General features: G+C 39.4%; 19 protein-coding genes and 5 tRNA genes. 17 read left to right on the top strand and 7 right to left on the bottom strand.

Annotation, left to right across the window (positions count from 1 at the left end; genetic code table 11):
• Positions 1-27: 27 nt before the first annotated feature.
• From FGD67_RS17315 to FGD67_RS17295, 5 genes are all read right to left on the bottom strand, one after another.
• A complete protein-coding gene (locus FGD67_RS17315; RefSeq protein ID WP_257172311.1) occupies positions 28-2,784 on the bottom strand; it encodes a nitrate reductase in 2,757 nt (918 codons plus the stop codon).
• A gap of 100 nt (positions 2,785-2,884) precedes the next feature.
• Complete coding sequence (gene nirD / locus FGD67_RS17310) at positions 2,885-3,274, bottom strand: nitrite reductase small subunit NirD (protein ID WP_257172310.1); 390 nt, start codon at positions 3,272-3,274, stop codon at positions 2,885-2,887.
• A gap of 10 nt (positions 3,275-3,284) precedes the next feature.
• Positions 3,285-5,873, bottom strand: coding sequence for a nitrite reductase large subunit NirB (gene nirB, locus FGD67_RS17305; protein ID WP_306556763.1), 2,589 nt, complete (start codon positions 5,871-5,873; stop codon positions 3,285-3,287).
• A gap of 286 nt (positions 5,874-6,159) precedes the next feature.
• Positions 6,160-8,001, bottom strand: a complete 1,842-nt coding sequence (locus FGD67_RS17300) for a protein kinase (RefSeq protein WP_257172309.1) — start codon at positions 7,999-8,001, stop codon at positions 6,160-6,162.
• 4 nt (positions 8,002-8,005) lie between these two features.
• Positions 8,006-9,475, bottom strand: a complete 1,470-nt coding sequence (locus FGD67_RS17295) for a NarK family nitrate/nitrite MFS transporter (protein ID WP_257172308.1) — start codon at positions 9,473-9,475, stop codon at positions 8,006-8,008.
• A 404-nt stretch (positions 9,476-9,879) separates the two neighbouring features.
• Between FGD67_RS17295 and FGD67_RS17290 the strand changes: the two genes are divergently transcribed.
• From FGD67_RS17290 to FGD67_RS17250, 9 genes are all read left to right on the top strand, one after another.
• Positions 9,880-10,503 carry a 50S ribosomal protein L25/general stress protein Ctc gene (locus FGD67_RS17290; protein ID WP_257172307.1) on the top strand — a complete coding sequence of 208 codons (624 nt, stop codon included), beginning with the start codon at positions 9,880-9,882 and terminating at the stop codon, positions 10,501-10,503.
• 128 nt (positions 10,504-10,631) lie between these two features.
• Positions 10,632-11,216 carry an aminoacyl-tRNA hydrolase gene (pth, locus tag FGD67_RS17285; RefSeq protein ID WP_257172306.1) on the top strand — a complete coding sequence of 195 codons (585 nt, stop codon included), beginning with the start codon at positions 10,632-10,634 and terminating at the stop codon, positions 11,214-11,216.
• A 32-nt stretch (positions 11,217-11,248) separates the two neighbouring features.
• Positions 11,249-12,340, top strand: a complete 1,092-nt coding sequence (ychF, locus tag FGD67_RS17280; protein WP_257172305.1) for a redox-regulated ATPase YchF — start codon at positions 11,249-11,251, stop codon at positions 12,338-12,340.
• 250 nt (positions 12,341-12,590) lie between these two features.
• A complete protein-coding gene (locus tag FGD67_RS17275; RefSeq protein ID WP_257172304.1) occupies positions 12,591-12,944 on the top strand; it encodes a DUF3718 domain-containing protein in 354 nt (117 codons plus the stop codon).
• Positions 12,945-13,145: 201 nt separating this feature from the next.
• Positions 13,146-13,222: transfer RNA gene (locus FGD67_RS17270), tRNA-Met, on the top strand.
• A 26-nt stretch (positions 13,223-13,248) separates the two neighbouring features.
• Positions 13,249-13,333 (top strand) — tRNA-Leu (locus tag FGD67_RS17265).
• 52 nt (positions 13,334-13,385) lie between these two features.
• Positions 13,386-13,460 (top strand) — tRNA-Gln (locus tag FGD67_RS17260).
• Positions 13,461-13,527: 67 nt separating this feature from the next.
• A tRNA-Gln gene (locus FGD67_RS17255) sits at positions 13,528-13,602 on the top strand.
• A gap of 52 nt (positions 13,603-13,654) precedes the next feature.
• Positions 13,655-13,739 (top strand) — tRNA-Leu (locus FGD67_RS17250).
• A 209-nt stretch (positions 13,740-13,948) separates the two neighbouring features.
• On the opposite strand, the gene FGD67_RS17245 is transcribed toward FGD67_RS17250, so the two are convergent.
• The gene (locus tag FGD67_RS17245) at positions 13,949-15,115 is read right to left on the bottom strand and encodes an FAD-dependent oxidoreductase (protein ID WP_257172303.1); all 1,167 of its coding nucleotides are present in this window, start codon (positions 15,113-15,115) and stop codon (positions 13,949-13,951) included.
• A 30-nt stretch (positions 15,116-15,145) separates the two neighbouring features.
• Positions 15,146-15,748, bottom strand: a complete 603-nt coding sequence (locus tag FGD67_RS17240) for a 2OG-Fe(II) oxygenase family protein (RefSeq protein WP_257172302.1) — start codon at positions 15,746-15,748, stop codon at positions 15,146-15,148.
• A gap of 429 nt (positions 15,749-16,177) precedes the next feature.
• On the opposite strand from FGD67_RS17240, the gene FGD67_RS17235 reads away from it, so the two are divergent.
• The 8 genes from FGD67_RS17235 (at position 16,178) to FGD67_RS17200 (ending at position 26,902) form a co-directional block, all read left to right on the top strand.
• Positions 16,178-16,627, top strand: coding sequence for a hypothetical protein (locus tag FGD67_RS17235; RefSeq protein WP_257172301.1), 450 nt, complete (start codon positions 16,178-16,180; stop codon positions 16,625-16,627).
• 19 nt (positions 16,628-16,646) lie between these two features.
• Positions 16,647-19,466 (top strand): hypothetical protein, encoded by a 2,820-nt coding sequence (locus FGD67_RS17230; RefSeq protein WP_257172300.1) that lies wholly within the window; start codon positions 16,647-16,649, stop codon positions 19,464-19,466.
• A gap of 175 nt (positions 19,467-19,641) precedes the next feature.
• The gene (gene miaB, locus FGD67_RS17225) at positions 19,642-21,099 is read left to right on the top strand and encodes a tRNA (N6-isopentenyl adenosine(37)-C2)-methylthiotransferase MiaB (RefSeq protein WP_257172299.1); all 1,458 of its coding nucleotides are present in this window, start codon (positions 19,642-19,644) and stop codon (positions 21,097-21,099) included.
• 72 nt (positions 21,100-21,171) lie between these two features.
• A complete protein-coding gene (locus FGD67_RS17220) occupies positions 21,172-22,248 on the top strand; it encodes a PhoH family protein (protein ID WP_257172298.1) in 1,077 nt (358 codons plus the stop codon).
• Positions 22,238-22,708, top strand: a complete 471-nt coding sequence (gene ybeY, locus FGD67_RS17215) for an rRNA maturation RNase YbeY (protein WP_257172297.1) — start codon at positions 22,238-22,240, stop codon at positions 22,706-22,708. The genes FGD67_RS17220 and ybeY overlap by 11 nt, the downstream gene beginning before the upstream one ends.
• A gap of 167 nt (positions 22,709-22,875) precedes the next feature.
• Complete coding sequence (locus tag FGD67_RS17210) at positions 22,876-23,754, top strand: HlyC/CorC family transporter (RefSeq protein ID WP_257172296.1); 879 nt, start codon at positions 22,876-22,878, stop codon at positions 23,752-23,754.
• 5 nt (positions 23,755-23,759) lie between these two features.
• Positions 23,760-25,322, top strand: coding sequence for an apolipoprotein N-acyltransferase (gene lnt, locus FGD67_RS17205; RefSeq protein ID WP_257172295.1), 1,563 nt, complete (start codon positions 23,760-23,762; stop codon positions 25,320-25,322).
• 302 nt (positions 25,323-25,624) lie between these two features.
• Complete coding sequence (locus FGD67_RS17200) at positions 25,625-26,902, top strand: efflux RND transporter periplasmic adaptor subunit (RefSeq protein WP_257172294.1); 1,278 nt, start codon at positions 25,625-25,627, stop codon at positions 26,900-26,902.
• The last annotated feature ends 51 nt before the right edge of the window (positions 26,903-26,953 follow it).

Genomic DNA, 26,953 nt, shown 5'->3' with positions numbered 1-26,953 from the left:
GATGACACCAATGTAGTGTCAGTTAAATTACTGCAACATTGTTGCTATCTCAAGTCCAGCATGACGACTATGCTGCGTTATCATATTAGCAAGTTCAGGCTTACAAGAGCCACAATTAGTACCACATTTTAAGCTTTCCCCCAATTGTTCAACGGTCGTCGCTCCTGCCTTTATCGCGTCAACAATGGTGTTTTGTGCAACATTAAAGCAGGAACAAACTTGCTTACCTAGACTAAACTCACTGCTTGCTTGACCAATCAACAACGCCTGTATATCACTAAAATCTAAAGTCTCTTTGCTAAACAAGTGCTGAAACCAAGCATTTTCAAATTCAGGCCATTGCGTTGAAACATAACAAGCAAATAGCAATTTTTTATCCGCTAACAAAATAATGTACTGGGTTGCGGCATCACCAAAACTCAACCACTCTAGATTTAACGACAATGTCGGCGCCGCGGCTTTTGTCGTAGCTGTTTTACCGTCAATTTTCTCGCTAATCAATTGCTGACACCATAACATTAAATCAGTTATTGGGGCCTTATTCGCCAGGCTTAATTGCATACCATAATTGGTCTTATTTTTTAGCCAGAAATCCATATTGTGCAATCTTGACTTAACATCAACCTGAGCTAAAAGTGCATCATCAAGATGACATTCAATAAACTGCTTGAACTGAGTGCTCTTAATTGCTATCGGCACTTGTTTACTTTCCGGTTGCCCAGATATAGCGTCAACAATACTTGGATACAAACGGCTAGCATTAGCATGAGAAGCAAATTGTTCATTCCAATGGATCGGCATAAAACACTCGTTATCACGTATGCCCTCATCCGCCTGAATTTGCAGTAAAACAGGTTCATTTCCAGAGCAAACTGAGTGTATCGCTACGATGTCATTTTCCATGACATCAAGTGCGGTGAGATCACGTGGGTTAAGGTATAAATACGGCTTAGTGGTATGTTGAGTTAATTCTGATGCTAAACCTGTGCGCGTCATACTATGCCAGTGATCTCGTAAACGACCGCTATTTAAGCTAAAAGGGAAGTCTTTATCGGTTGCTAGTGCGGAGAATTGGGGCGTAACAGCAAAGAGCTGTGCTTTTTGGCTCTTAGTAGCAAAACATCCATTTTCAAACACTTGTGAACACCCTGCTGGATAGTCACGATTGATTGGCCATTGCATCGGTCTGAGCTTATCGTATGCCTCAGGAGATAAACTCGCTAAGCCGGAAATATCAAAAATACGATTTGACTGTTGATTGACGGCAGTTAGGCCGGCAAACTCAGTGAATACATCGCTAACATGCTGATAGTCAAAGCCTGAAAATCCCATACTCTTTGCAACATCAGCTATAATTTGCCAATCATGGCGAGCTTGACCCTTCGGTGCTTGCACCGATCTTTGTCGAGAAATACGACGCTCGGAGTTAGTCACAGTGCCATTTTTTTCTAACCAAGGCGTGGCTGGTAATTTAATATCAGCAAGTGCTAACGTGTCATTATCACTAACACAATCAGAAACTACCACCAATGGACATTGGCTTAGCGCGCGCTTGATTTTATCACGCTCTGGTAAGCTCACCATAGGATTTGTCGCCATGATCCAGACGGCCTTGATTTCACCTTGTTCGATTGCATCAAACATCGCGACTGCACTTTTACCTGCCGAGGTCACCATGGTCGGCGATTGCCAATAGCTTTGCACATGGTCACGATGAGCTTTATTGTCAATATCAAGGTGTGCCGTTAACTGGTTAGCTAAGCCGCCAACCTCTCGACCGCCCATGGCATTGGGCTGGCCAGTAATAGAAAATGGCCCACAGCCCGGTTTGGCTATTTTTCCACTGGCTAAATGACAATTAATAATACTCTGGCATTTATCAACCCCGCTACTGGATTGGTTAATACCCATTGAATACAGCGTGATAGCCGAATAACTGTCAACAAATAATTGATAAACCTGCACAAGCTGACTTTGCTTAATATCACAATAACGAGCAACACGCTCTACCGGCCATAATGATGCTTGAGCTAGGGCATCATCAAAGCCTTCAGTATGATCAGCTAAATAGTTTTGATCTACGCCGCCATGCTGAGATAAGTAAGATAATAAACCATTAAAAAATGCCGCGTCGGTGCCGGGTTTAATAGCAAGATGATAATCTGCCGCGCCACTGGTTGCTGTAGCACGCGGGTCAATAACCACTAATTTCATATTAGGGTTAATTTTTCTCGCTCGCTCAATACGTTGAAATAAAACAGGATGTGTCCACGCGGCATTTGAACCGGTGATTAATAGCAGCTCAGTAGTTTCTAAATCACGATAATTACACGGCACAACATCTTCGCCAAAGCTGCGTTTATAAGCAGCAACCGCAGATGACATACAAAGCCGTGAATTAGTGTCAATATTGCCCGAGCCGATATAACCTTTCATGAGTTTATTGGCGAGATAATAATCTTCGGTTAATAATTGCCCTGAGACATAAAACGCCACTGAGTTTTTACCGTACTTTTTAATGGTGTCAGCAAAACCTCTGGCAACTTGCTCAATAGCATCAGACCAAGGCACTTGTTGACCATTTATCTCAGGCACAAGTAAGCGCCCGCTCTCGCTGATCGTATTGAGTAGATTACTACCTTTAACACAAAGCCGACCAAAATTTGCTGGATGATCTGCGCTGGCTTGCAGCTTCTTAGCTTTTTCGCCTTGCTTAGTAATATCAATGCCACAACCGACGCCACAATAAGCACAGGTACTTTCGATGATTTGCTCAGCTTGCACTACTATCCCCTAAAAGGCATTGTGCTTTCACAATGCCTGCTTACCTATGAATTACATGACTGCGCTTAACCAGCGCTACTTAGAAAGCTTGTTAATAAACTCAAACCAACAACTGTACTTGCTGTTCCATAATCCTTACGGGGTAATGCTTTACACTGATATCTTGCTGTAAACACTGGCCAGTTTGCAGTGAAAAATGCTGTTTAAACAATGGTGAGGCGACAACAAGATGCTCACCAATGCTGCCAACAATACCGCGATAAAGCACATTAGCTTTGCCAATAGGGTCATAATTACCAATAGCATAGACTTGTTGCTCAGTATTCGGCAAATGAAAAATAGCCACCTGTTCATCAACGATTGCTTTATCACTTTGCTCAATAAGCGCACAAACGCCGGAGTTGGTAATCAAGTCTGCCATCTGACAAACCGTTTGCCATTGCTGACCTTCTGCTGAATTCGACCATTGAGTTGCTGTTTTTAACGACATATATTTCTCCTTATGCAGGTTCAACAATTTTAGGGCTTTGTGTTGCTGAACTTTCAGACATTTTCACTGCGATACGTTCGTGCTGATAAGCTGGTCTAATTTGTTGACGCTCCTCAACAAATTGAATATTTGTATCCGGCTTGTCAGAATTTACAAAAGGTTTAAAACGTTTTAAGGCTTGCGGATCAGCCAATGTCGTTTTCCACTCACATTGATAGCTACCGACGATAAGCTGCATTTGTTTTTCAAGTTCATCAGCAATTTGCAAACTGTCGTCAATAACAACATTTTGTAAATAACTCAACCCGCCTTCTAAGTTATCCATCCACACAGAGGTACGTTGCAACCTGTCACCGGTATTAACATAAAACATCAAAATTCGGTCGATATATTTAATCAATGTTTCGTCATCTAAATCTGTGGTAAATAAATCACCATGACGCGGTTTCATACCACCGTTGCCGCAAACATAAAGGTTCCAACCTTTCTCTGTGGCAATAATGCCAATGTCCTTACTTTGTGCCTCAGCGCACTCTCTTGTACAACCTGATACGGCAAATTTAATTTTATGTGGGGCACGTAAACCTTTGTAACGATTTTCCAATAATATCGCCATACCAATACTGTCTTGTACACCGTATCGACACCAACTCGAGCCAACACAAGACTTTACGGTTCTTAGCGACTTGCCATAGGCATGGCCAGTTTCAAAACCGGCGTCAATGAGTTCTTGCCAAATAGGCGGTAACTGCTCTACGCGTGCGCCAAATAAATCAACGCGCTGACCACCGGTAATCTTGGTATATAAATTATATTTTTTTGCTACCTCACCCAACACTATCAACTTATCGGGCGTAATTTCACCACCGGCAATACGCGGAACAACCGAGTAAGTGCCGTCTTTTTGCATGTTAGCAAGATAGTTATCGTTGGTATCTTGTAGACCGACATGAGACTTTTCTAAAATATAATCATTCCAAACGGAAGCTAAAATAGATGCCGTTAATGGTTTACACACTTCACAGCCCAAACCTTGACCGTGTGACGATAATAATTGTTCAAAGGTGGTGATTTTCTCTACTTTGACAATATCGAACAACTCTCGGCGTGAATGAGCAAAGTGCTCACAGATATCTTTTTTAACCTCAACGCCACGTTGCTCAAGTAAGCTGTCGGTGACATTTTTCACTAGCGCGGTACAACCACCGCAGCCCGAGCTCGCTTTGGTACAAGTTTTAATATCGCCAACACTACAAGCACCGTTATCAATAGCACTGACAATGTCGCCTTTAGTGACGTTATGACAAGAACAAATGGTCGCGCTATCTGGTAAAGCATCAACCCCTAAGGCCGGTTTATCAGCCGCCATCGGCAAAATCAACGACTCTGGTGACGCCGGTAAATCAATAGCATTGAGCATGTATTGTAACAAGGTGTCGTATTCACTGGTGTCACCAATAAGGACCGCACCGAGTAGCTTAGTTTTTTCGGCATTAACAACAATTTTTTTGTAAACACCATTCGGCTGATTTTCATAGGTATAACAGAGTGAGCCTGATGTTTTCGCATGGGCGTCACCAATGGAGCCAACGTCTACCCCCATTAGCTTAAGCTTGGTACTCATATCAGCACCGGTGAAATGTTGCTCTTCACCCAGAATATGTTTTGCCGTTACTTTTGCCATGGCATAACCAGGCGCAACTAAACCAAAAATAAAGTTGCTCCACAACGCACACTCACCAATAGCGTAGATATTATTATCAGAAGTTTGACATTGATTATTAATAACAATGCCGCCACGTTCACCAATAGCGAGATCAAAGTCACGAGCGAGGTTATCAAAGGGCCTGATACCGGCTGAAAATAAAATCAAATCAGTTTCTAGTTCACTGCCATCACTAAAACAAAGCTTGTAGCGACAATGATCACCATCAACAATTTCATTGGTGGCTTTTGACGTATGCACTTGCACACCTAACTGTTCAATTTTACTTTTCAGTAATCGTCCACCGCCTGCATCAACTTGCACCCCCATCAATTGTGGGGCAAATTCAACTACATGAGTTTTTAAGCCTAATTGTTTCAGAGCATTAGCAGCTTCTAAACCAAGCAGCCCGCCACCAATAACAACGCCAACCTTACTTTTATCGGCACTTGCTTGAATAGCATCAAGATCATCAATGGTACGATACACTAAGCAATGTTCGCGATCTTTACCTGGGATAGGTGGCACAAAAGGATACGAGCCCGTAGCAAGCACTAATTTATCATAGTGATAGCGCTCTCCTTGCTCTGTTTCAACGAAGCCTTGCGCTTTGTCGATATGACTAACCTTAGCATCAACGGCGAAATTCACTTGCCATTGTTGATAGGTTTTTTCGTCTGTCATGGCTAAATCTGCCGCCGATTTACCGGCAAAATACTCCGACAGATGTACGCGGTCGTAAGCCAGTCTCGATTCAGCACAGAGTACGGTTATCTCTACCGCTTGTTCGCTATTACTTAGCTCAACAAGTTGTTCAACAAAGTGATGACCAACCATACCATTGCCAACAACAACAACTTTTGTTTTTACCACTGCCTGATTATCTATATCCATCAACCTACACCTACTTATTTATGACTCGTGTTAAACCGAAAAACTTACTTTTAGTCAGATGACCGCCAAAGAAAAATCACTTATCTTAAGTGCTTTTAATTTACCTTGGCTGAACTTAATAGATCTAGTTGCAAAGCTGGTGCCAGTTAACTTTTAACTTTAAAAACAATAACTAAAATATTTATCAAACAATTATGGCGTGCTAATGCACTAGTATGATGATGCAGCCGCACCACTGCTGTGCAGTTAATCGCCCTTGTTATATTGATGCAGTAATGTACTACGATTAAAAAGCGATAACGCCTAGCAGTGTGATCAACAAAATAAATGTCGTCGCTTGCCAAAATTGAATTGGGTAACGTTTTATAAACGGTAGGTTTTGATATGCTTGCAACACATCAAGGTTAGGCTTATTAAGATCAGTGAGAAATTCAGAAAAGGCATGATAACGATCCTTTGGATTGGCTTGTAAGGCTTTTTTCAAGGTTAAATCTAGCCACAAAGGTAATTCATTACGGTAATCTTTAATACTGCGATATTGCCATAAAGGGTAGGCTTTTACTTTTTCATGGCTCGACGCCATCGGCTTATAAGGTAATGCTCCCGAAAGCATTTCATAACAAACAACAGCAAGTGAAAATAAATCACTTTGGTGGTCGGCATGCATCGTCAGTAATGTTTCAGGTGCAATGTAATTCAGCGTACCTTGCGGCACCGTTTCTGGCAGGCCAGTTGTTACTTCATCTTGCGCGGCAATTAAAACCGTACCGTAGTCAATTAGCGTGATCTGCCCAGAGGCATTAATCATAATGTTGTCAGGCTTTAGGTCTCGATGAACTAAATCAAGACGCTGAAATGCCCGCAGCGCACTCACTATTTGACTAACGATATCACGTACCTGAGCAATAGTTGGTTTGGGATTATCGTGCATCCATTCACTTAAGGGTTGGCCATCAATAAACTGACAGACATGATATAACGCCTTGCTAGGATTCGGGTTAGTAATAACCTGCATAACATTACGATGCTTTATCCGCTCCCCCACCCAACCTTCTCGTAAAAAGCCCTGAATATAGATAGCGTCGTCGATAAAGTTCATCGAAGGCACTTTTAACACTAATGGCTGTTCGTGATCTGCATGTTCGACTAAATACAAGTGCGATCGCACACTGGCATGCAATATTTTCTTTACCTTATAGCCATCGAGTTTCTGCCCAACTTGCAGCGCTGGAGGTATTATTCTCGTCAACAAGTCTTGTTCAATTTCGGCTAATTCTCGCTTAGGTGTAGCATCAATATAAACCAGCACACAACTTACGTTGTCCTCACTACCCGCGGCAATTGCTTGTGTAACAATTTGCAAACTCACTTGCTCAAGCATGACTTTATTGGGCTGCTTTGGTATTGCAGATAATATCTTGGTCAGTTGTTGTCCAGGTATATGTTCATGGACACCATCACTGGTCAACATAAAAATATCACCGACATTGACGCCGAGCTGATATTGGTCCACTTTTAAATGGCTATCAGCCCCCAACGCTCGGGTAAGTAAACTGCCACTGAGCCCTTGTTTTTGATTATGATCACGAGTAATAACGTGATATTCGCCATGACGATATTTACCTACACGTGTGTCGCCAACGTGGAAAATATAAGCACTAGATGATTTAACAATTAATGCCGTGAAGGTGGTTAACCATTGTGCAGTTTGCTGTTGAGTATTTTCATGGTGACATTTAGAGTCAGTAACAGACCCAGTTACTCCTTGAGAAAATAACCACTGGTTTAAACTTTTTAGTACTTTAGCTGCTGATTTATTCGTTGACCAAGATGCTGTTGTCGCATAATACTCTTGAATAAACTGTGTGACCGACAATTGTGCAGCTTGCGCCGCATGGCTAGCACTTGAAACGCCATCGGCAATCGCAACAACGATGCCTTTTGACTCTCGTTCAGCGACACTCGGTTGCAAGGCAGCAAAAGCATCTTGGTTTTCAGCTTTTGTACCGGCTTGAGATGCGCCGCCAATAACAACGGCTAAAATAACAGGTAGCTTGGAGCGCGCCACACTGGTTTGCGTTGCGCTACTAGCTTTTACTGGCTTATTATCTATTGGGCTTTTCATCATTTGACTAGCTGACACTAATAAGCTCTACCGTACCATCTTCATGGACCTCAGCAATACTGCCTTTAGGTTCTTCCATAAATAATAAAGCGACAAAGCCTATCACCGCGGTTGCTGCAATGACTAAAAAGAATTGGCTATACGGTACAAAAGTTAACACCGTTAAATAGACAACAGCGCCAACATTACCATAAGCACCAGTCATGCCAGCAATTTGTCCGGTTAAGCTACGTTTGATTAATGGTACCGCCGCAAAAACAGCCCCTTCACCCGCTTGCACAAAGAATGAACATAGCATCGCTGTTACTACCGCTAATGCTAGTGGCCAAGCCCCTGAAATCAACGACATAGCAAAATAGCCACAGGCTAAACCCGCCGTCAGAATTAATAAGGTTTTCTTGCGACCAAATTTATCGCTTAGCCAACCACCACCAGGACGTGACATTAAATTCATAAAGGCATAAGTTGACGCCAACATGGCGGCAAACACCATATCTAAAGCAAAGGTTTCAGCAAAAAATAATGGCAACATAGAAATCACCGCAAGCTCAGAGCCAAAAGTAGCAAAATATAAAACATTCAGTACCGCAACTTGTTTAAATTTATACTGTTGCGCAGATGGTATAGTTGACTCAAAAACCTTGATATTCACTTTATAGGTTTGAATTAACTCGATAATGAATAAAGCAAATAGTGCTAAATAAACCAAAATAGCACTTTGCTCTGACAGTAAGCTCACACCACTTGGCGACAACTTCCATGTAAGCAGCGCTAACGCACCATACATAGGTAGTTTCATTAAAATTAGAAGATAAAAGTCATTGCGACTAGTGACCAACATTGCACCACTACTTTTAGGCTTAAAATAAGTAGAGCCTTGCGGAGTATCCCTAACATTAACATACCAGATAACACTAAAAACTAAACTCAGCACGCCCGTCAATGCCACGGCGTAGCGCCATCCATCTTCACCACCAAAAAATAACGCTAAACTAGGGAGTAACATAGCTGCAGCGGCTGAACCAAAGTTGCCCCAACCACCATAAATCCCCTCAGCTGTGCCGAGTTCATTGGCTGGAAACCACTCACTGACCATGCGAATACCGATAACAAAACCGGCACCAATAAAGCCCAGTAAAAACCGTGATAACGCCGCTTGCTCAAAATCGGAAGCGAGTGCAAACATAAAACAAGGAATGCTACACAATGCCAACAATATTGCATAAACAAGCCGTGGACCATACTTGTCAGTTAGCATACCGATAATGACTCGCGCAGGAATGGTCAATGCGACATTTAATAATAATAACGTTTTGATTTCAGCACTGGATAAATTAAGGCTATCCGCTATGACAGAAAGTAATGGCGCGTGGTTAAACCACACGGCAAAGGTAATAAAAAATGCCATCCAACTTAGGTGCAGCACTTTCATCTTACCGACAAATGAAAATATTTTAATCCCTGCAGGATCCGACATGTAAAATTCCTTGAGTAACTGAGCAAAATGAACCTAGGGCTAAGCAATCTTAATACCAGTAAGGAAATAAAAAATTAAACTATAAAATTCAGTACGATAAAGAATACCTTGGGTTGCAACGTTAAAGGTACAATAATCATTAATCCCCTTAATAGGGCTTATTGCACATCCAAGGTGCAGGCCGTTACTCTAAAAACATTCAATTTTTATGCTTTTATTAGCAGCCAACAAACAATTAAATTAGCATTTTGTCATAAGCCTTAGCGATAATATTGGATCTCCATTAGTGGGGGTGTTATCATGCCGCGCCTTTTTTAGCTAATTATTATCGGTTAGAAATAGGAACAGGTTGTTTTTGGTCGCAAAAAACAACAACTTTTAATTATTAAATAATGGATATTACCATGACTGATTTATTTACATTGGATGCTGAAGTACGTACAGATTTAGGGAAAGGTGCGAGCCGCCGCCTACGTCACGCGAACAAAGTTCCAGCGATTTTATACGGTGAAGGCCAAGAGCCTGTTTCTTTAACGTTAGAGCACAAAAATGTTTTCCGTGCACAACAAGAAGAAGCATTTTACTCACACGTTTTAACGATCAACATTGACGGCAAGCCTGTTGAATGTCTTTTAAAAGACATGCAACGTCACCCGTTCAAGCAAGTTGTAATGCACTTAGATTTCTTACGTGTTGATGCAAAACACGCTGTGCAAGTTAACGCTCCAATTCACTTCATCAACGAAGATGTTGCAGAGAAGTTAGGTGGCACTATGGCTCACCACGTGAATGAAATTGCAGTAACATGTTTACCTGCTAACATTCCAGAGTTTATCGAAATTGATGTTGCTAACTTAGAAGTTGGTCAAACATTGCATTTATCAGACGTTACTTTACCGAAAGGCGTAACATCTGACGAATTAGCAAAAGGCGAGAGCCATGACCAAGCTGTTGCTACATTGAATGCGCCTAAAGGTGTAAGCGATGACAGTGCAGAAGAAGCAACAGAAGAAGCTTCAGCCGAGTAAGTATTAATTTACTCCTGATGATAAAGCTTAAAGGGACAATGTTTTTACAACATACCCTTTAAGCTTTTTAGATTTATAGCAAATAGATTAATTGTTCTTAAGTTTGTATAACAAGAGTAAACTATTAGATGACGATTCAATTAGTAGTCGGCTTAGGTAATCCAGGTGCTGAATACAGTAAAACCCGTCATAATGCCGGTGATTGGTTCGTCCAAGAGCTTGCATCACGTTACAACATTTCACTAAAGCCAGAAAAAAAATACTCAGGTCTCTACGGTAAAGGATTAATTGCCGGACAATTAGTTCATCTTCTTATACCAAGCACTTTTATGAATTGTAGTGGTAAAGCCGTCGCACCATTAGCCAACTTTTTTCGTATTCCCGTTGAAAATATTTTAGTCGCTCACGATGAGCTTGATATGTTGCCTGGTGTTTGCAAAATCAAACAAGGTGGCGGACACGGTGGCCACAATGGCTTGCGCGATATTATTTCCTGTCTAGCAAATAACAAAGAATTTTATCGGTTACGCATTGGTATTGATCATCCAGGTCATCGCGATCGCGTCACTGGGCATGTGCTTGGTAAAGCACCTGCCAATGAACAAAACTTAATTGACCAAGCGATAGACGAAGCTGCGCGCTGTTTTGAAATTTGGCAGAAAGACGATATTAAAAAAGCTCAAAATCGTCTACATTCTTTTAAAGCGCAATAATCGCTATTGCGCCAACATTATAGGGTAACATCATGGGATTTAAATGTGGTATTGTTGGCTTGCCCAACGTCGGGAAATCAACACTTTTCAACGCGCTAACTAAAGCGGGTATTGAAGCTGCTAACTTCCCTTTTTGTACAATTGAACCTAATACAGGTGTTGTACCCGTACCGGATCCTCGCTTAGATGCGCTAGAAAAAATTGTTAATCCTGAACGCGTTTTAGCAACTACAATGGAATTTGTTGATATTGCTGGATTAGTTGCCGGTGCATCTAAAGGTGAAGGTTTAGGTAATAAATTTCTAGCCAACATTCGCGAAACTGATGCTATTGGTCATGTGGTGCGTTGTTTTGATAATGAAAATATTATTCATGTTGCTAATAAAGTCAGTCCTGCTGACGATATTGATGTTATCAATACTGAATTAGCCCTGTCGGATATGGATACTGCAGAACGTGCTATTTTCCGCTTAGCTAAAAAAGCTAAAGGCGGAGATAAAGACGCTAAATTTGAAATGCCCGTATTAGAGAAAATATTAAAGCATGTTGAAGATGGCCACATGGTGCGTTCTTTAGCGTTAACTAAAGAAGAAAAAGCAGCCGTTGACTACTTAAATTTTTTAACCCTCAAACCAACCATGTACATTGCCAATGTTAATGATGATGGCTTTGAAAATAACCCTTATCTTGATGCTGTACAAAAAATTGCCGATGAAGAAGGTGCTATCGTGGTTGCGGTTTGTGCTGAAATTGAAAGCGAGTTATCTGAAATGGATGACGAAGACCGTGTTGAGTTTATGGCTGATCTTGGTTTAGAAGAACCTGGCTTAAATCGTGTTATCAATGCTGGTTACTCTTTACTTCACTTGCAAACTTACTTTACCGCTGGTGTAAAAGAAGTACGTGCGTGGACAGTAAAACAAAATGCTACCGCACCACAAGCTGCCGGTGTTATTCATACAGACTTTGAGAAAGGCTTTATTCGTGCTGAAGTCATCGCTTATGAAGACTTTATCGAATTTAATGGTGAGTCTGGCGCTAAAGAAGCTGGTAAATGGCGTTTAGAAGGTAAAGAATATCGCGTAAAAGATGGTGATGTTGTTCACTTTAGATTTAACGTTTAAATCTTCTACATAAAAACAACAAACCAAAGAGAGCTAAGGCTCTCTTTTTTATTAGCACTGTTCCCCACCTTGACTATAAAAACTTAACCTACGAGAATTATCGTAATAAAGCTATTCTGATAAGCCTAACTACCTTAAAATAGCACTCAGTTTTATTCGGCACGAACAATCATTCACCAATAATACTGGCAAAGTTTACCTTTCAGGTTAGACTTTTCTAAAACAACAATATAAATATTTTAGGAATACGATGAAAACAACTATTTTAGCTTCAGTAGTACTTGCAACAGCAATGTTTTATGCCCCACAAAGTTTAGCTTTTGATCAAAGTATGTCATTACGTATCTGTGAATACGTATCAATTAATGATAAAAAACGCTTACGTAATTATTTAAAGTCAAATAAAGTTAAAATTCGCTCTATATTTGACAGTGTTCAATGTAATGGCAGCAACTTACTTGAATTTGCCGCCACTTCAAATGCGCTAGATGTTGGAGAATACTTAATAGGTAAACTTCCGGTAAAAACAGTAACAGAGAATTTAGCTGCTATTAAGACAAGCTCAGCTCACTTAGCAAAAGTAGCAAACGAAAGAATTAAATAAAGTCATAGCAACAATAATAAGCTCATTAGGTGATAACCTTAATGAGCTTATTATTTTAGGGTTATTTTTGTGCAGATATCCGACAAATTGCACAGTGAATAAGCAAACAAACAAAAAGTCTTATTTTTTTGATAAAAACGGTTGACGTAGCTCAATCAGATTTGCATAATACGCGCCACTTGCTGAGAGGCGAGATGGAAAGGCTACATAGCTCAGCTGGTTAGAGCACATCACTCATAATGATGGGGTCCCAGGTTCAAATCCCGGTGTAGCCACCAATCTATCTCTAAGTAAGAATTGAAATGCGGGGTTGGCGGAATTGGTAGACGCGCTGGATTTAGGTTCCAGTATCGCAAGATGTGAGAGTTCAAGTCTCTCACCCCGTACCATTTCAATGTAACTAGTTATGAAAGTAAATAGTTACGAAAGTAAGTACATTGCTGGGGTATAGCCAAGCGGTAAGGCAGCGGGTTTTGATCCCGTCATTCTGAGGTTCAAATCCTCATACCCCAGCCACTTTCTTTTATTCTCTGTATTATTCGAAAGTCCTCAATGTTACTCACTTTGTCATAGAATATCCTGTTGGGGTATAGCCAAGCGGTAAGGCAGCGGGTTTTGATCCCGTCATTCTGAGGTTCAAATCCTCATACCCCAGCCACTTTCTTTTGATTACATTACAACTCATTATTTATGAGATTACTACCTGGTATGCGGGGTTGGCGGAATTGGTAGACGCGCTGGATTTAGGTTCCAGTATCGCAAGATGTGAGAGTTCAAGTCTCTCACCCCGTACCATTTGTTATCTCTTTATCTGCATAACTAAACTTCATTAAAATATCTTTTAATATCCTCTAAAAATTATCTTTTTATTTTTTCTTCGTTTATTCATATAAACAATGCTTAACTTCAATGCGATTTTATATGAACTTAAGAGACCTGGTATAAAGTAGCTGAACCCGAGTTGGGGGAAAGTGAAGTTCTATAGCATAAATGATGAGGCAGACTTAAATACCACAAGCATAAGCCAGTGCTTTGTTCTTTAACTTTGGTAGCTTATTTACCATAGTCAAACCGGCATTACGAGCTAACTTGACTAAAGGTGAAACATGACCAAATGATAAATATAATGCATCCATTGCCGTCATCATCAATAAATTATCTGTCCGTCTCTTTTGCTGGTAACGAGCCAAAACATCTGCTTGTTGCCATGATTCGCCGTTCCCAATAGCTTGTGCAATAACATGCTGCAAGGCTTTAACATCTTTAAAACCTAAATTAACGCCTTGACCGGCCATAGGGTTTATCGTATGTGCGGCATCACCAAGCAGCAAAACACGACCTTTATGGTATTGATTGGCGTGACGCCTAGTTAATGGGAATGCGGCTTTATTAATAACTTCAATACGACCCAGTTTACTAGGGAAATGTTGCATGACTTCCTGTTCTAAACTGCTATTAGCTAATGCTGATAGACGCTTTATCTCATCTTTAGTTTGATACCAAACCAGTGAGGCAAAACTTCCTGGCATAGGCAACATAGCAAGCGGACCTGTTTGGAAAAATTGCTGCCAAGTAATATCTTGTTGTGATTTTTCAGTGCGAACATTAATTAGCATGGCTGATTGCGCATAACCCCAACCTGTTGTACCAATATTAGCTAACTTACGAACATAGGAGTTCGCACCATCAGCGCCAATAACAATTTTACTCCGTAATTTTTTTGAGGTTAAGGTTAGCTCAACTTCAGTTGCGTGTTGCTCAAGTTTAATTAAGCTTTCAGGACATAATAACGTTATATTGCTGTGTTGTTGTAATCTTTGCCACAAGGAAAGCTGTATCAATCGATTCTCAATGATATGACCTAAATGCGCTTGTCCGATGTCACTAGCATCAAATTCAGTATAACTGGACTGACATTCCGACACTCCTAGACGCTTATATGGGCACATGCGCCACTGTTGCAGTTGCTGCCACGCACCTAATTGCTGTAATAACTGCTCTGAAGCTAATGAAATAGCAGATACTCTTAAATCAAATGCTTGCTCAGCAGAGAAAGCGACGGGGGTGTGTTTTTCGATAACGGCAACTTTCAGGCCTAATTCAGCCAATGACAAAGCACTCGCTGCCCCGACCATTCCTGCACCAACAACAACACAATCAAATTGCTTCATAATGATTTTCATAACCTTGTTTACATAAGGTCATTCTACCCAACCTGATATAGTAATTCGATGTTTATATACTGGATTATTCAGCAACCTGACGCTATGCGGCATCGGGTGCGATAACTTTAAAATAGTCAGGGTACTAAATTTGGGGGTTATAACTCGCTTATAGAATTTGATCTTTCTTGGATAAAGTTCTAATTGGCCACCAAACCGCTCTTGCCATCCTATTGATAATTGATAAATAAAAGCATATTTTCCAGCACCTCCGTCAGTATGGTAGCTGATAAATTGCCCTTTATTAAATAACGCAAAAAATGAATCCTGCAGCTCCCCCGCTATTAAATCACAGCTTTTAAGCAGTTCAATAACTTTATTACCAATGGTTTGATGACAAAGTGACTGACCATGCTGCTGTTGATGTTTGTTACTTGAACGATAAAATGAGAAAGAAAATCGCCTTCGCTTCAGTGCTTTAATTGCTTGCACATGTTTACTTTTATCAATTACCTTAGTAGAAATATTATTTTTTATTCGACTAAGCGGTTGAGATGGAGCGGTTAACAGATTCCATTTTTTAATATGATGAAGCTTAATAATTTCATTTCTTAATTGTAAGGCTTCATTGTAAGGCTTCATTGTAAGGTAAAAAATTATTACATATCACAAAACCATTCTTTGCTAACTTTTCAAGCCATGGCATTAATAACAGACCTCAATAACATTACAGAACCCTAGACAACTATCGGCTACGAATAAACTTAGTGCGAAAAGATATCTTGAATTGACTAAATAGTAGCAATTGGCAACTATTTAATATTAACACAACCTAGTCGCGTGCCTATCGAACCAGAGATAGTTCAAATTTATCTAACACTACTTTATACCAAGTTTATTCCCACTCAGAAAACTTAGTAAAATTGGTATTACAAGCTATCAAGTGCCAATGAATGGCTCTCAATAGTTTAATAATAATGTTAATACTAGCATTAACACTTTTGTTCGTTATAATCAAAAAGTCATTAACAGTAAATTATATAAAAATACAACTAAAACAAGGGAATGATTATGTCTGCATTACAAAAAGAAAGACGTGTTGCTAAAGATATTAACTTAGTCTATGACTTATCGGAAAAACCTAATTTAAGCCAACTTAAAGCGCATCAAGATCGAGCTGTTGTTGCTAAGTTAAAGGCGGATCTGGTATTACCTAACGATAAGATTTTAACTGTTGATATAGATTTTGATAGCACAAGTGGCTACCATGACAATGCCATCATGGTGATGGATGATTTTGGGGTCGAAATAATTGCCACGGCATTTGAAGTAAAATATGGAAAAGAGCATGCGAAAAAAGTGCGTAAAGCATGGGCAAATAAACAGCATGATAGCGACCCTCGCAAGCCTACTTATCTGTTGGTACAAAAGCCTGAATCTGTTGAGAAAATACCAAAAATCTATGCTTCATGTGGCCAAGAGCGCCACCCGCCTAAAGAAGCGCCAGCAAGTATTACCTAATAAAACAAGTAAATCCTTAGTGATTAAGCCTAGACAGTGGCAATTATCATTGCTACTGCCTTGGGTTTTATGCTGTTTATTAACAACAGTTTCAAGTGCACAAGAGCTAACTAAGCGCTTAATCACTAGCAATGCCATTATACAGGATAGCAAAGGCTTTATTTGGTTATCAACAACAAATGGATTAATTCGCTATGACAGCGAAGATAAGATCATTTTCAATAGCAATAATAAAAATTGGCCTTTACCCTTTAATTGGATAAATGATATTTATCCCATTGATGATGACAAATTATTAGTCGCTACTGAAACCCATAAATTATGGTTGTTTAACACCTCAAACGGCAGTGCTACGCAAATTGCTCTAGATATTGAGGAAAATAGTATTTATCAACTGATTGAGCACTATGGTTATTACTATCTTTCTGTTAAAGATAAGCTCTATCAAGTTAATTCAAGGTCACTAAAACCCCAATTACTTTCAGCCAACATTGATATAAAAAAAATAAAAAAAACTAAAAAAAACATCTACTTTTCAACAACAAAAGGTGTTTACAAGCTACTTGATGGCAAGTTGTTTTTAATTGAAGCTGGTAGTGCTACCGCAATTACATCATCTGAAAATACTGTAGTTATTGCCAAAAACAGTAAGCTAATAACTATAAATGATCAGAATAATCGTCAAGAGGTTTCCGTTGATAGTCCCATTTCGACCTTAGCTATTGCTAATAGTCGTAATAGTATTTTCGCGATCAATGAACTAGGTTATATTGAGCATTATGCCCTAAGTGATTTCACTAAATTATCACATGCATTCCCAAATAATAAGTTACCTTTTGTTGATGAATTATTTCATGATAATACCGGTGTTTTATGGCTTTTAACCAGTCAAGGAGTGAAAAGAATGACACCGTCATTCAATAGAAATCATCGTAAGATATTTAATACTTCAATTAATTCTCTCGCTTTAACCGCTCACAATGAACAAATTTTTATAGGCAGCTACGGGACAGGTTTACATGAACTGATTAAAAATAAGTCGGTACTACCTAAAGATATTAATAAGAGCTTTAGCGCTAAAGGTAAAATAATTACCGACCTCTATAGTCATAAAAATAATATCTATATCGCAACTTTTGATGGTTTATGGCAATACAGTGTTAATAAAAAATTACTCGCACGAGTCAACTTTCCAGATAACAATATGCTATTACTTGATCTTAGTTTTAAAGATAATAAACTTTATTTAGCAAGTGATAATCAGGGCGTCTATATTTACGATTTAAGCTCAAAAACTATCGTAAAACATCTAGCCGATAGTCATTTAAGATCAAACGAAGCGATTAATTCTCTACCACTAGCAAATGACATGGTATGGGTTGCAACACCCGCCGGCATAGATATCGTTAACACCCGTAATAATCTTAGTCAAAAGATACAAAATTTAGGTGAAAACAAAGTAATATCTTTATTGGCTTATAACAATAAAGTTTATGTTGCCACTAAAGGTGATGGTTTTTTTGTTTATAATTTATCTGGTGAGCTATTGGCCCATTTTGCCAAAAACATCATTTTTGGCTATATGAGTGTTATTAATGATGAAATTTGGATATCAGGTCGACCTGGTTTATATCAACTCAATCCTGATAGCTATGAACTAAAAATGGTTGCTAATACTGAGCAATACACTTTCACTAAGAAACCCATACTACTGGATAACATGGTTTATGCTGCCCATTATGGCGGGGTATTAGAAGTTTCTTTACTACAAGAAGAAGCCATTAATCCTAACATTTATATCAGTAAAACTATCGCATCAGGTAAATCACAGCTATTAAGTCACACTATTGAAATAGATTCATCAAATGATGTTGTTACATTAGAGCTTGCTAGTTTAGATTTTAGACCCGGACAAGAAAAACAGTTTAAATATCAACTTAACAACGGTAAGTGGCATGGTATTAATGGCAACCAGTTAACATTAACGGGCTTGTCTTCCGGTAACTATCACATTGAAATCATGGGAACCAATAGTTTAGGGCAATGGAGTAATTTTAAAGCCTATACCGATATAAAAGTTGCTTATCCTTGGTATTGGCACCCGAATAGTAGAATAATCTACTTCACGCTTTTTACCTTAAGTTTATTATTCATTATCTGGTTATTGTATCTACGTAGCCGTTCAATCAGTCATATCCATCAACTATTAAATGAAGAGATACAAACCCATGGTCAATCTACTGCACTCATCCGCCGTAAATTAAAGAAAATTAAAACATTAATTGATCAAGACATTAAAGCACAAACCATTATAAATAATGAGCTAAAGCAGCCAAGTAGCGATCATAGTCTGGAAACATTAACCCTGATAAATGATTGCCTAAAGGAACTTAAAGTACATCATAGCCACACTGAGCCTAGCAATCTATCTGGCAGCTCTTTAACGGTAGCCTTGCCTTATCTAGCCGATTACTTTCATCAGCAGTATCATGTGCTAGTGTCGGTACAACTGGGGATTGCCTGTGAAAAGATCGATTATGCAATTCAGAGCGCTATTTATAGTATTATTTACGAAGCGATATTAGCCGCGATAAACAATGGTGATGGTGGGATTTTCGCGATACATATTAATGAAACTAAAGATAAAGTTTGGTTAAAAATAACTGACAACGAGCAAAGTTTTGCACAGTTTAATAGCAAAATTAATTTTGACATGGCGATGTATTATATTCGTCAAGTTGCGAAAAAATTTAATGCGACATTTCACACTTATGATAATCAAGAGCACGGCAGTGAAATTATCATCTCTATTCCATTAATGGCTCTCAATTCAGCATAAACACCTTCATTAAAGCGAGTGAAAAATCGACTAACAATAACCTAACGCTCACGGCATATTTTTCACTAATATTTTCTAAGCTAGCATCAAAGGCAAAGAAAGAGTAAAATACGCCCCCTTAAATTCTCTAGCAAAAACTAGAATCAATTTCATAGAAAAGATTAGGCGCGAATAAATGAGTAAAAAGCTATACATCAAAACTTGGGGCTGTCAAATGAACGAGTATGACTCGCAGAAGATGGCTGAACTTTTAGACTCTACCCACGGGTTTGAGCTGGCTGAAGAGGCTGAAGACGCAGATGTGATCTTGCTAAATACTTGTTCTATTCGCGAAAAAGCCCAAGAAAAGGTCTTTCATCAATTAGGTCGTTGGAAAAACTTAAAAAACGACAAACCTGAGCTTATTATCGGTGTTGGTGGCTGTGTTGCCTCTCAAGAAGGCGAGGCAATTCGCAAGCGTGCTCCTTATGTTGATATGGTTTTTGGCCCACAAACCTTGCACCGTTTACCTGAAATGATCCAGCAAGTGACCGGTAATAAAGGTTCAGTCGTTGATGTCAGCTTCCCAGAAATTGAAAAGTTTGACCGTTTGCCTGAGCCAAAAGCCGATGGCGCAACCGCCTTTGTTTCTATTATGGAAGGTTGTAGTAAATATTGTACCTTCTGCGTAGTGCCTTACACTCGTGGTGAAGAAGTTAGTCGCCCGCTAGATGATGTTTTATATGAAATTGCGCAATTAGCAGAACAAGGGGTTCGCGAAGTCAACCTATTGGGACAAAACGTTAATGGTTACCGTGGTGATTCGCATGACGGCAGTATTTGTCGTTTCTCAGAGTTATTACGTTTAATTGCCACTATTGATGGTATTGACCGTATTCGTTACACCACTTCTCATCCGATTGAGTTTACTGATGACATCATTGATGTTTATGCCGATGTGCCTGAGCTAGTCAGCCATTTACATTTGCCAGTACAAAGTGGCTCTGACCGTATTTTAACGCAAATGAAGCGTGGTCATACGGCAATAGAGTATAAATCTCAAATTCGTAAATTGAAGAAAGTACGTCCTGATATTTGTATGTCATCTGACTTTATTATTGGTTTCCCCGGTGAAACCGATGCAGATTTTGAAGCAACAATGAACTTAATCAAAGCCGTTGATTTTGATTTAAGTTTTAGCTTTATTTATAGTGCCCGCCCAGGTACGCCTGCGGCCGATATGATTGACGATATTAGTGATGATGTTAAAAAGCAGCGTTTACAAATATTACAAGACCGCATCAGCCAACAAGCGTTACATATTGCTCGTCAAATGCTCGATACCGAGCAACGTATTTTAGTTGAAGGGCCGTCAAAGAAAAATCCGATGGAGCTACGTGGTCGTACTGAAAACAACCGCATTGTAAACTTTGTTGCACCACACACCGTTATTGGTCAATTTGTAGATGTAAAAATCACTGATGTTTATGCTAATTCACTACGTGGCGAGTTAGTACGCCAAGAAAGTGAAATGGGTTTACGTATAGCACATTCTCCAGCCGATATATTAGCAAATAGCCATCACCAGCCAGGTGAAGTTTCAGTAGGCGAAAGACCAGCCGATGAATTAGGTGTTGCCACCTATATCCCTTAACGATGATAACAACGGTAAATGGATAACTTATTTACCGCTTTCAGTCGATATTACACACAGCAGGAATAACTTTTGAGTAAAAATACCAACATTAATTTTGAGCTTTCTCCGGCTGATAATAATCGATTAGCCAATTTATGTGGCGCTATCGATGACAACTTAAAAACTATCGAGCGCCGCATGGGCGTTGAAATCAGTTATAGAGGCCATGAATTTAAAATTACCGGCAAAATATTACATTGTCAGGCGGTTAAGAAACTCTTAATCGACTTATACCTTGAAACAGAAACCGTTAAAGGTAAAAGCAATAGTATTTCTGCTGAAATGGTACATTTAGCTATAGTTGATGCCGGTGTGTTAGCCGTCGCCCCAAGTAAAATTGATGCTAAATACGATGACATGGTGACGATAAAAACCAAGCGGGGCTTGATAAAGCCCCGTAACGAAAATCAGCAAAGCTACGTGCAAAATGTTATTACCAACGATATTAGTTTCGGTGTTGGCGTTGCCGGTACAGGTAAAACTTACCTTGCAGTTGCTTGTGCCGTAGACGCCCTAGAACGTCAAGAAATTAGACGCATTTTATTGACTCGCCCGGCTGTAGAAGCAGGTGAGAAATTAGGTTTTTTACCCGGTGATTTGTCGCAGAAAGTCGATCCTTATCTGCGCCCACTATACGACGCCTTATTTGAAATGCTTGGCTTTGAAAAAGTTGAAAAACTGATCGAACGTAATGTTATTGAAGTGGCACCGTTAGCCTATATGCGCGGTAGAACACTAAACGATGCCTTTATTATTCTTGATGAAAGTCAAAATACTACCGTAGAGCAAATGAAAATGTTCTTGACACGTATTGGTTTTAACTCACGCGCCGTGATCACAGGTGATATTACGCAAGTTGATTTACCACGTGGACAAAAATCAGGCTTACGCCATGCCATTGAAGTATTGGTAGATATTCCAGGTGTTAGTTTTAACTTTTTTCAAGCAAAAGATGTCGTACGTCATCCTGTTGTAGCACACATCGTTGAAGCATATGAAGCTTTTGAGCAAAAAGAAAATATTTTGAAAAAAGAAAAACAACAACAGCGCGAACAGCAGCAAGCACAGCTATTAATTCAAGCGAGTGAAAGTAATAATGATCAGTAACGGTCCTACTATTACCGTTGATTTACAAGTTGCTTGTGATAATAAAGTCGTGCCTGAAAGTCATGATTTTCAGCGCTGGGCCGAGGCTGCACTTACGCCTTATCAAAAACCCTTTGAGCTAACTATTAGATTAGTCAATAACGATGAAGGCCGCCAACTTAATCATCAATATCGCGGTAAAGACAAAGCCACCAATGTTTTATCATTTCCATTTGAAGTACCCGATGGCATTGAGCTTGATCTATTAGGTGATTTAGTTATTTGTGTTGACGTTGTAGAGCAAGAAACCATTGAACAAAATAAAACCGCCAATGCACACTGGGCACATATGGTTGTTCATGGCTGCTTACATTTATTAGGTTTTGATCATATTGAAGATGATGAAGCAGAAGAAATGGAAGCACTAGAAACAAAAATAATAACTGCTTTAGGTTTTGCTGCACCTTATGATGTCAATTAGCCGTAAATGTGTATATCATCCAGAGCATTATTTGATCTACTTCAGTAAAATGCTTACTGAAGAGAGTAAACAACAATTTAGTACTTGAAATTAACCCTGTTCGGTTACAAACTAACCAAATAATTAAATACAACTAAATTAAACTAACAAGGAATTAAAAAGGCTCTATGAGCGACGACCAACCCCACTCTAGTAACGGTTCTTCAAACAAGTCAATCTTGGATAAAATTATGCAAGTATTTACTGGGGAACCGAGAAGCATAGACCAACTCGCTGATGCATTAAATGATGCTGAAGACCGTGAACTTATTAATCCTGAAATTAAGCAAATGATCGAAGGTGTGCTCGAAGTATCTGATATGCGAGTACGTGATATCATGATCCCTCGCTCACAAATGGTCACGCTAGATATTAATGACCCGTTAGAGAAATCTCTCGCCATCATCGTAGATTCGGGACATTCAAGATTCCCAGTGATCAATGATGATATTGACGATGTTGAAGGTATTCTATTAGCAAAAGATTTATTGGCATACGGCTTTAATCAAGTTGAAGAAGAATTCACTATCGCACAAGTGATCCGTCCGGCGATTATCGTGCCTGAAAGTAAAAAAGTTGATCCGCTATTAAAAGAGTTTCGTCAGCAACGTTATCATATGGCTATTGTGGTTGATGAATACGGTGGCGTTTCTGGTGTTGTTACCATAGAAGATATCTTAGAGTTGATTGTGGGTGAAATTGAAGACGAAACCGATGACGCGATGGAAGAAGATATAAAATACCTTGCCGGCCAAGTTTATCAAGTAAAGGCTTTAACCGACTTAGCTGATTTTAACAGTTACTTTAATTTTCAATTTAATGAAAGTGACGCTGACACCATAGGTGGTATTGTTATACAACACTTTGGTCACATGCCGAAGAAAGGCGAAAAAATCACCATCAATAAAGTTATATTTAAGGTCACTGCAGCAGACAAACGACGTATTCAAACCTTGCAAATAACACTATCAAAAGAACACGTTGTAACAGGCAAAGTTACTGATTAAACTTTATGCTAAACAACATTGCTAAACGAATTTATCAAAATATAACCCATAAAGAAAATGTGCTCAGTTTTATCTTGGGACTGGCATTAGTTCTGTGTTACGCACCGTTTTCTTATTACTGGTTAGTGGTGATAATATTGCCAACTTGGTTATATTCGTTGCAAGGCAAATCAAGCAAAGATGCCACTAAGCAAGGCTTTATCTTTGCTTTTGGCTGGTTTTCTGCTGGTATCAGCTGGGTACATGTCAGTATCGACCAGTTTGGTGGTTTACCCTTAGCAGTATCATTACTATTAATGGTACTACTATGCCTATATTTAGCATCATTTCTTGCACTTGCCTGCTATTTAGCCGCTCGTTTTTCTTATCAAAAACAACTCAACCTTTGGCTTTTGCTGCCATTCTGGTTGCTTAGCGAATTTTTACGTGGTGTATTGCTGACCGGCTTCCCTTGGTTAACCTTAGGTTACAGCCAAATTGATGGGCCTTTAGCAACCTTTGCTCCAATTATTGGTGAAAAAGGCCTGAGTGCTTTGATTCTCATTGTCAGTATTGCGGTGGTTTATATTATTAAACGCCGTCGAGTTATGGTTAACATTGCCTTACTTATTGCGATTAGCAGTACCTACCTAGCGTTACATAATGCCACTTGGGTTTCTCTCACCGGTAAATCAGTGAAGGTTATGATGGTGCAAGGTAATATAAAGCAGGAAATGAAATGGGCGCCAGAACTCACTTGGTCATCGATGTTAAGCTACTTAGATCTCACCCGTCAACACTACCCTGCTGATCTTATTATTTGGCCTGAGTCTGCTATTACCGCAGTAGAGCCCAGTAAACAAGCACAAGATTTTTTACAAATAGCGCAAAGTTCAGCCGTGCTTAATAACAGTGCTATTATTACCGGTATTATTGATTACAACATCAATAGCAAAAATTACTACAATAATTTAATTGTGCTCGGAAAAGGCTCAGCAGATGATCAACAGGGTAATTATCAATATAATAATTTGAATCGTTATAGTAAACATCACTTACTACCCATCGGGGAGTTTGTCCCCTTTGCTGACTGGTTAAGACCCTTAGCACCGTTTTTTAATTTGCCGATGTCATCTTTTAGCCGTGGTGCATACGTGCAAAAAAACCTAATTGCCAATGGTTATCACTTACTACCATTAATTTGTTTCGAAGTTGCCTTTTCAGAGCAACTTAGTGCTAACTTTTCTAACCAAACAGACTTACTGTTAACCGTCAGTAATGACGCTTGGTTTGGTGACTCACACGGTCCACATCAACATTTAGACATTGTCAGAATGCGTGCACTAGAATTTGGTCGACCATTTCTGCGTGCAACAAATAATGGCATCACTGCTGCAATTGATCACCAAGGTAAAATAATCAAACGAATACCACAATTTGAAGAAGCGGTATTGAATGTTCAGATCCCGCTCACTACCGGGCTAACGCCTTATGCTAGTTACAACCGAATTATCGATTTTACTATTCCTTTGCTACTTTTAGTATTAGCACTAATGCGTCAATGGTTTTATAAAAGTCGTCAGTGTTAGGCCTTTGGCTATAAATATTCGCGATTAAAAGCACAAGAATACCTCGCTTCTCTCTACCTTCCATTATCACTTTTAGCACGTAGAGTTCCTTAGATATCTGCATAAACTAAACCGGCTTAACAATTTAGAATGACCTGAAATTTGCCACCTGAGTACTACAGTTATTCAAAATATTGCTCTAACCAGAAAAATAATATTAATTGCTTTTAAACCTTTTTCGTTTTTCACACGACTTAGTTTATATCAGTGCACTTTAGCAAAAGGTTTTGCAAAGCGCTGATTTGACATTCGGGGGAAAAGTCATGTCGATCAAAGATACCAGTGCACAAGACAGTAAAGTAATAATAAAAAAATCAGCCAGTAAACGCTGGGCAATCATCACATTAATCCTAGTAATAAGCGCTTGTGTTATCTGGCAAGTGGCACCTTCGGCATCTCGTTGGAGTAAAGCAGAGCAATCAATAGCATTAGACAGAGTTCGCATCGCAACAATTAACCAAGGAGACTTCACGCGCGATATTTCCGTGTTAGGACGAGTTGTTGCTGCGGTAAGTCCTACCGTTTACAGCCCTGCTGATGGCACCATTACCTTAATGATCGAAGCTGGGCATGAAGTTAAAAAAGGGCAAGTTATTGCAAAACTCGAAAGTCCTGAACTTAATAGCCGTTTATTTCAACAGCAAGCAAGCTTAGAGGGATTACAATCAAGTTTTGACCGGCAAAAAATTCAAGCAAAGAAACAACGACTGATTGACCAAAAGGCGGTTGACTTAGCCAATGTAAAACTGGTCACAGCTAACAGAGAGAAACGTCGTGCTGATTTGGGTTTCGAAAAAAGTGCCATTAGCCAAATTGACTATGAAAAAGCTCAGGATGAGCTCGAACAAGCAAACTTACAGCATAAGCATGCCGTACAAGATGCCGCCTTAAACACCGAAAGTTTAGACTTTGATAGTCAGTCCTTACTGTTAGATATTAGACGCCAAACGTTACTCGTTAAAGAGTTACAGCGTCAGGTTGATGGTTTACATATCACATCTCCAGTCAAGGGGATTGTTGGTAACCTTAGTGCAGATAACAAAACCTTTTTAAGTAAAAACCAAGCAATTTTAACCATTGTAGATTTATCACAGTTTGAAGTTGAAATTGAAATTCCTGAAAGTTATGCCGATGATTTAGCCATAGGCATGGATGTCAATATTCAATTTGAACAGCAACCTTTTCGTGCTCGCCTCGTCACGATTTCCCCCGAAATACTGAATAATCAGGTGACTGGGCGAGTGCGCTTTATTAGTAATATTCCCAAAAAACTACGCCAAAACCAACGTTTAAATAGCCAAATTATTCTTGAGCATAAAGAAAACGTTTTACAAGTACAGCGTGGGCAGTTTTTAGAAAGCAGTGGTGGTCGATTTGCTTATAAAATTGTTAATGGCTTAGCCGTAAAAACCCCAATAACTACCGGAGCGCGAAGCCTCAGCCATGTTGAAATATTACAAGGCCTTAACGTTGGCGACCAAATCATTATTTCAGGGACAGACACCTTTAATGCCGCCGAACAAGTATTACTTAGTGAGTAAATATCACTGTAGTAAACAAAATCTCAATGGCGTTACTTGGCCAATAAAAAT

It is taken from the genome of Colwellia sp. M166, assembly GCF_024585285.1.
In the GTDB taxonomy this organism is placed as follows: Bacteria; Pseudomonadota; Gammaproteobacteria; order Enterobacterales; family Alteromonadaceae; genus Cognaticolwellia.
Note: the sequence above shows the minus strand (reverse complement) of the source record. Positions and strands in the feature narration are given on the sequence as shown.

Coding starts and splice junctions, on each gene's coding strand:
- FGD67_RS17275 (WP_257172304.1), top strand. CDS start 12,591: ATGAAAACAACTATTTTAGCTTCAGTAGTACTTGCAACAGCAATGTTT.
- pth (WP_257172306.1), top strand. CDS start 10,632: ATGACGATTCAATTAGTAGTCGGCTTAGGTAATCCAGGTGCTGAATAC.
- nirD (WP_257172310.1), bottom strand. CDS start 3,274: ATGTCGTTAAAAACAGCAACTCAATGGTCGAATTCAGCAGAAGGTCAG.
- ybeY (WP_257172297.1), top strand. CDS start 22,238: ATGATCAGTAACGGTCCTACTATTACCGTTGATTTACAAGTTGCTTGT.
- FGD67_RS17240 (WP_257172302.1), bottom strand. CDS start 15,748: ATGAAGCCTTACAATGAAGCCTTACAATTAAGAAATGAAATTATTAAG.
- ychF (WP_257172305.1), top strand. CDS start 11,249: ATGGGATTTAAATGTGGTATTGTTGGCTTGCCCAACGTCGGGAAATCA.
- FGD67_RS17300 (WP_257172309.1), bottom strand. CDS start 8,001: ATGATGAAAAGCCCAATAGATAATAAGCCAGTAAAAGCTAGTAGCGCA.
- FGD67_RS17200 (WP_257172294.1), top strand. CDS start 25,625: ATGTCGATCAAAGATACCAGTGCACAAGACAGTAAAGTAATAATAAAA.
- FGD67_RS17295 (WP_257172308.1), bottom strand. CDS start 9,475: ATGTCGGATCCTGCAGGGATTAAAATATTTTCATTTGTCGGTAAGATG.
- miaB (WP_257172299.1), top strand. CDS start 19,642: ATGAGTAAAAAGCTATACATCAAAACTTGGGGCTGTCAAATGAACGAG.
- FGD67_RS17235 (WP_257172301.1), top strand. CDS start 16,178: ATGTCTGCATTACAAAAAGAAAGACGTGTTGCTAAAGATATTAACTTA.
- nirB (WP_306556763.1), bottom strand. CDS start 5,873: ATGGATATAGATAATCAGGCAGTGGTAAAAACAAAAGTTGTTGTTGTT.
- FGD67_RS17245 (WP_257172303.1), bottom strand. CDS start 15,115: ATGAAGCAATTTGATTGTGTTGTTGTTGGTGCAGGAATGGTCGGGGCA.
- FGD67_RS17290 (WP_257172307.1), top strand. CDS start 9,880: ATGACTGATTTATTTACATTGGATGCTGAAGTACGTACAGATTTAGGG.
- lnt (WP_257172295.1), top strand. CDS start 23,760: ATGCTAAACAACATTGCTAAACGAATTTATCAAAATATAACCCATAAA.
- FGD67_RS17210 (WP_257172296.1), top strand. CDS start 22,876: ATGAGCGACGACCAACCCCACTCTAGTAACGGTTCTTCAAACAAGTCA.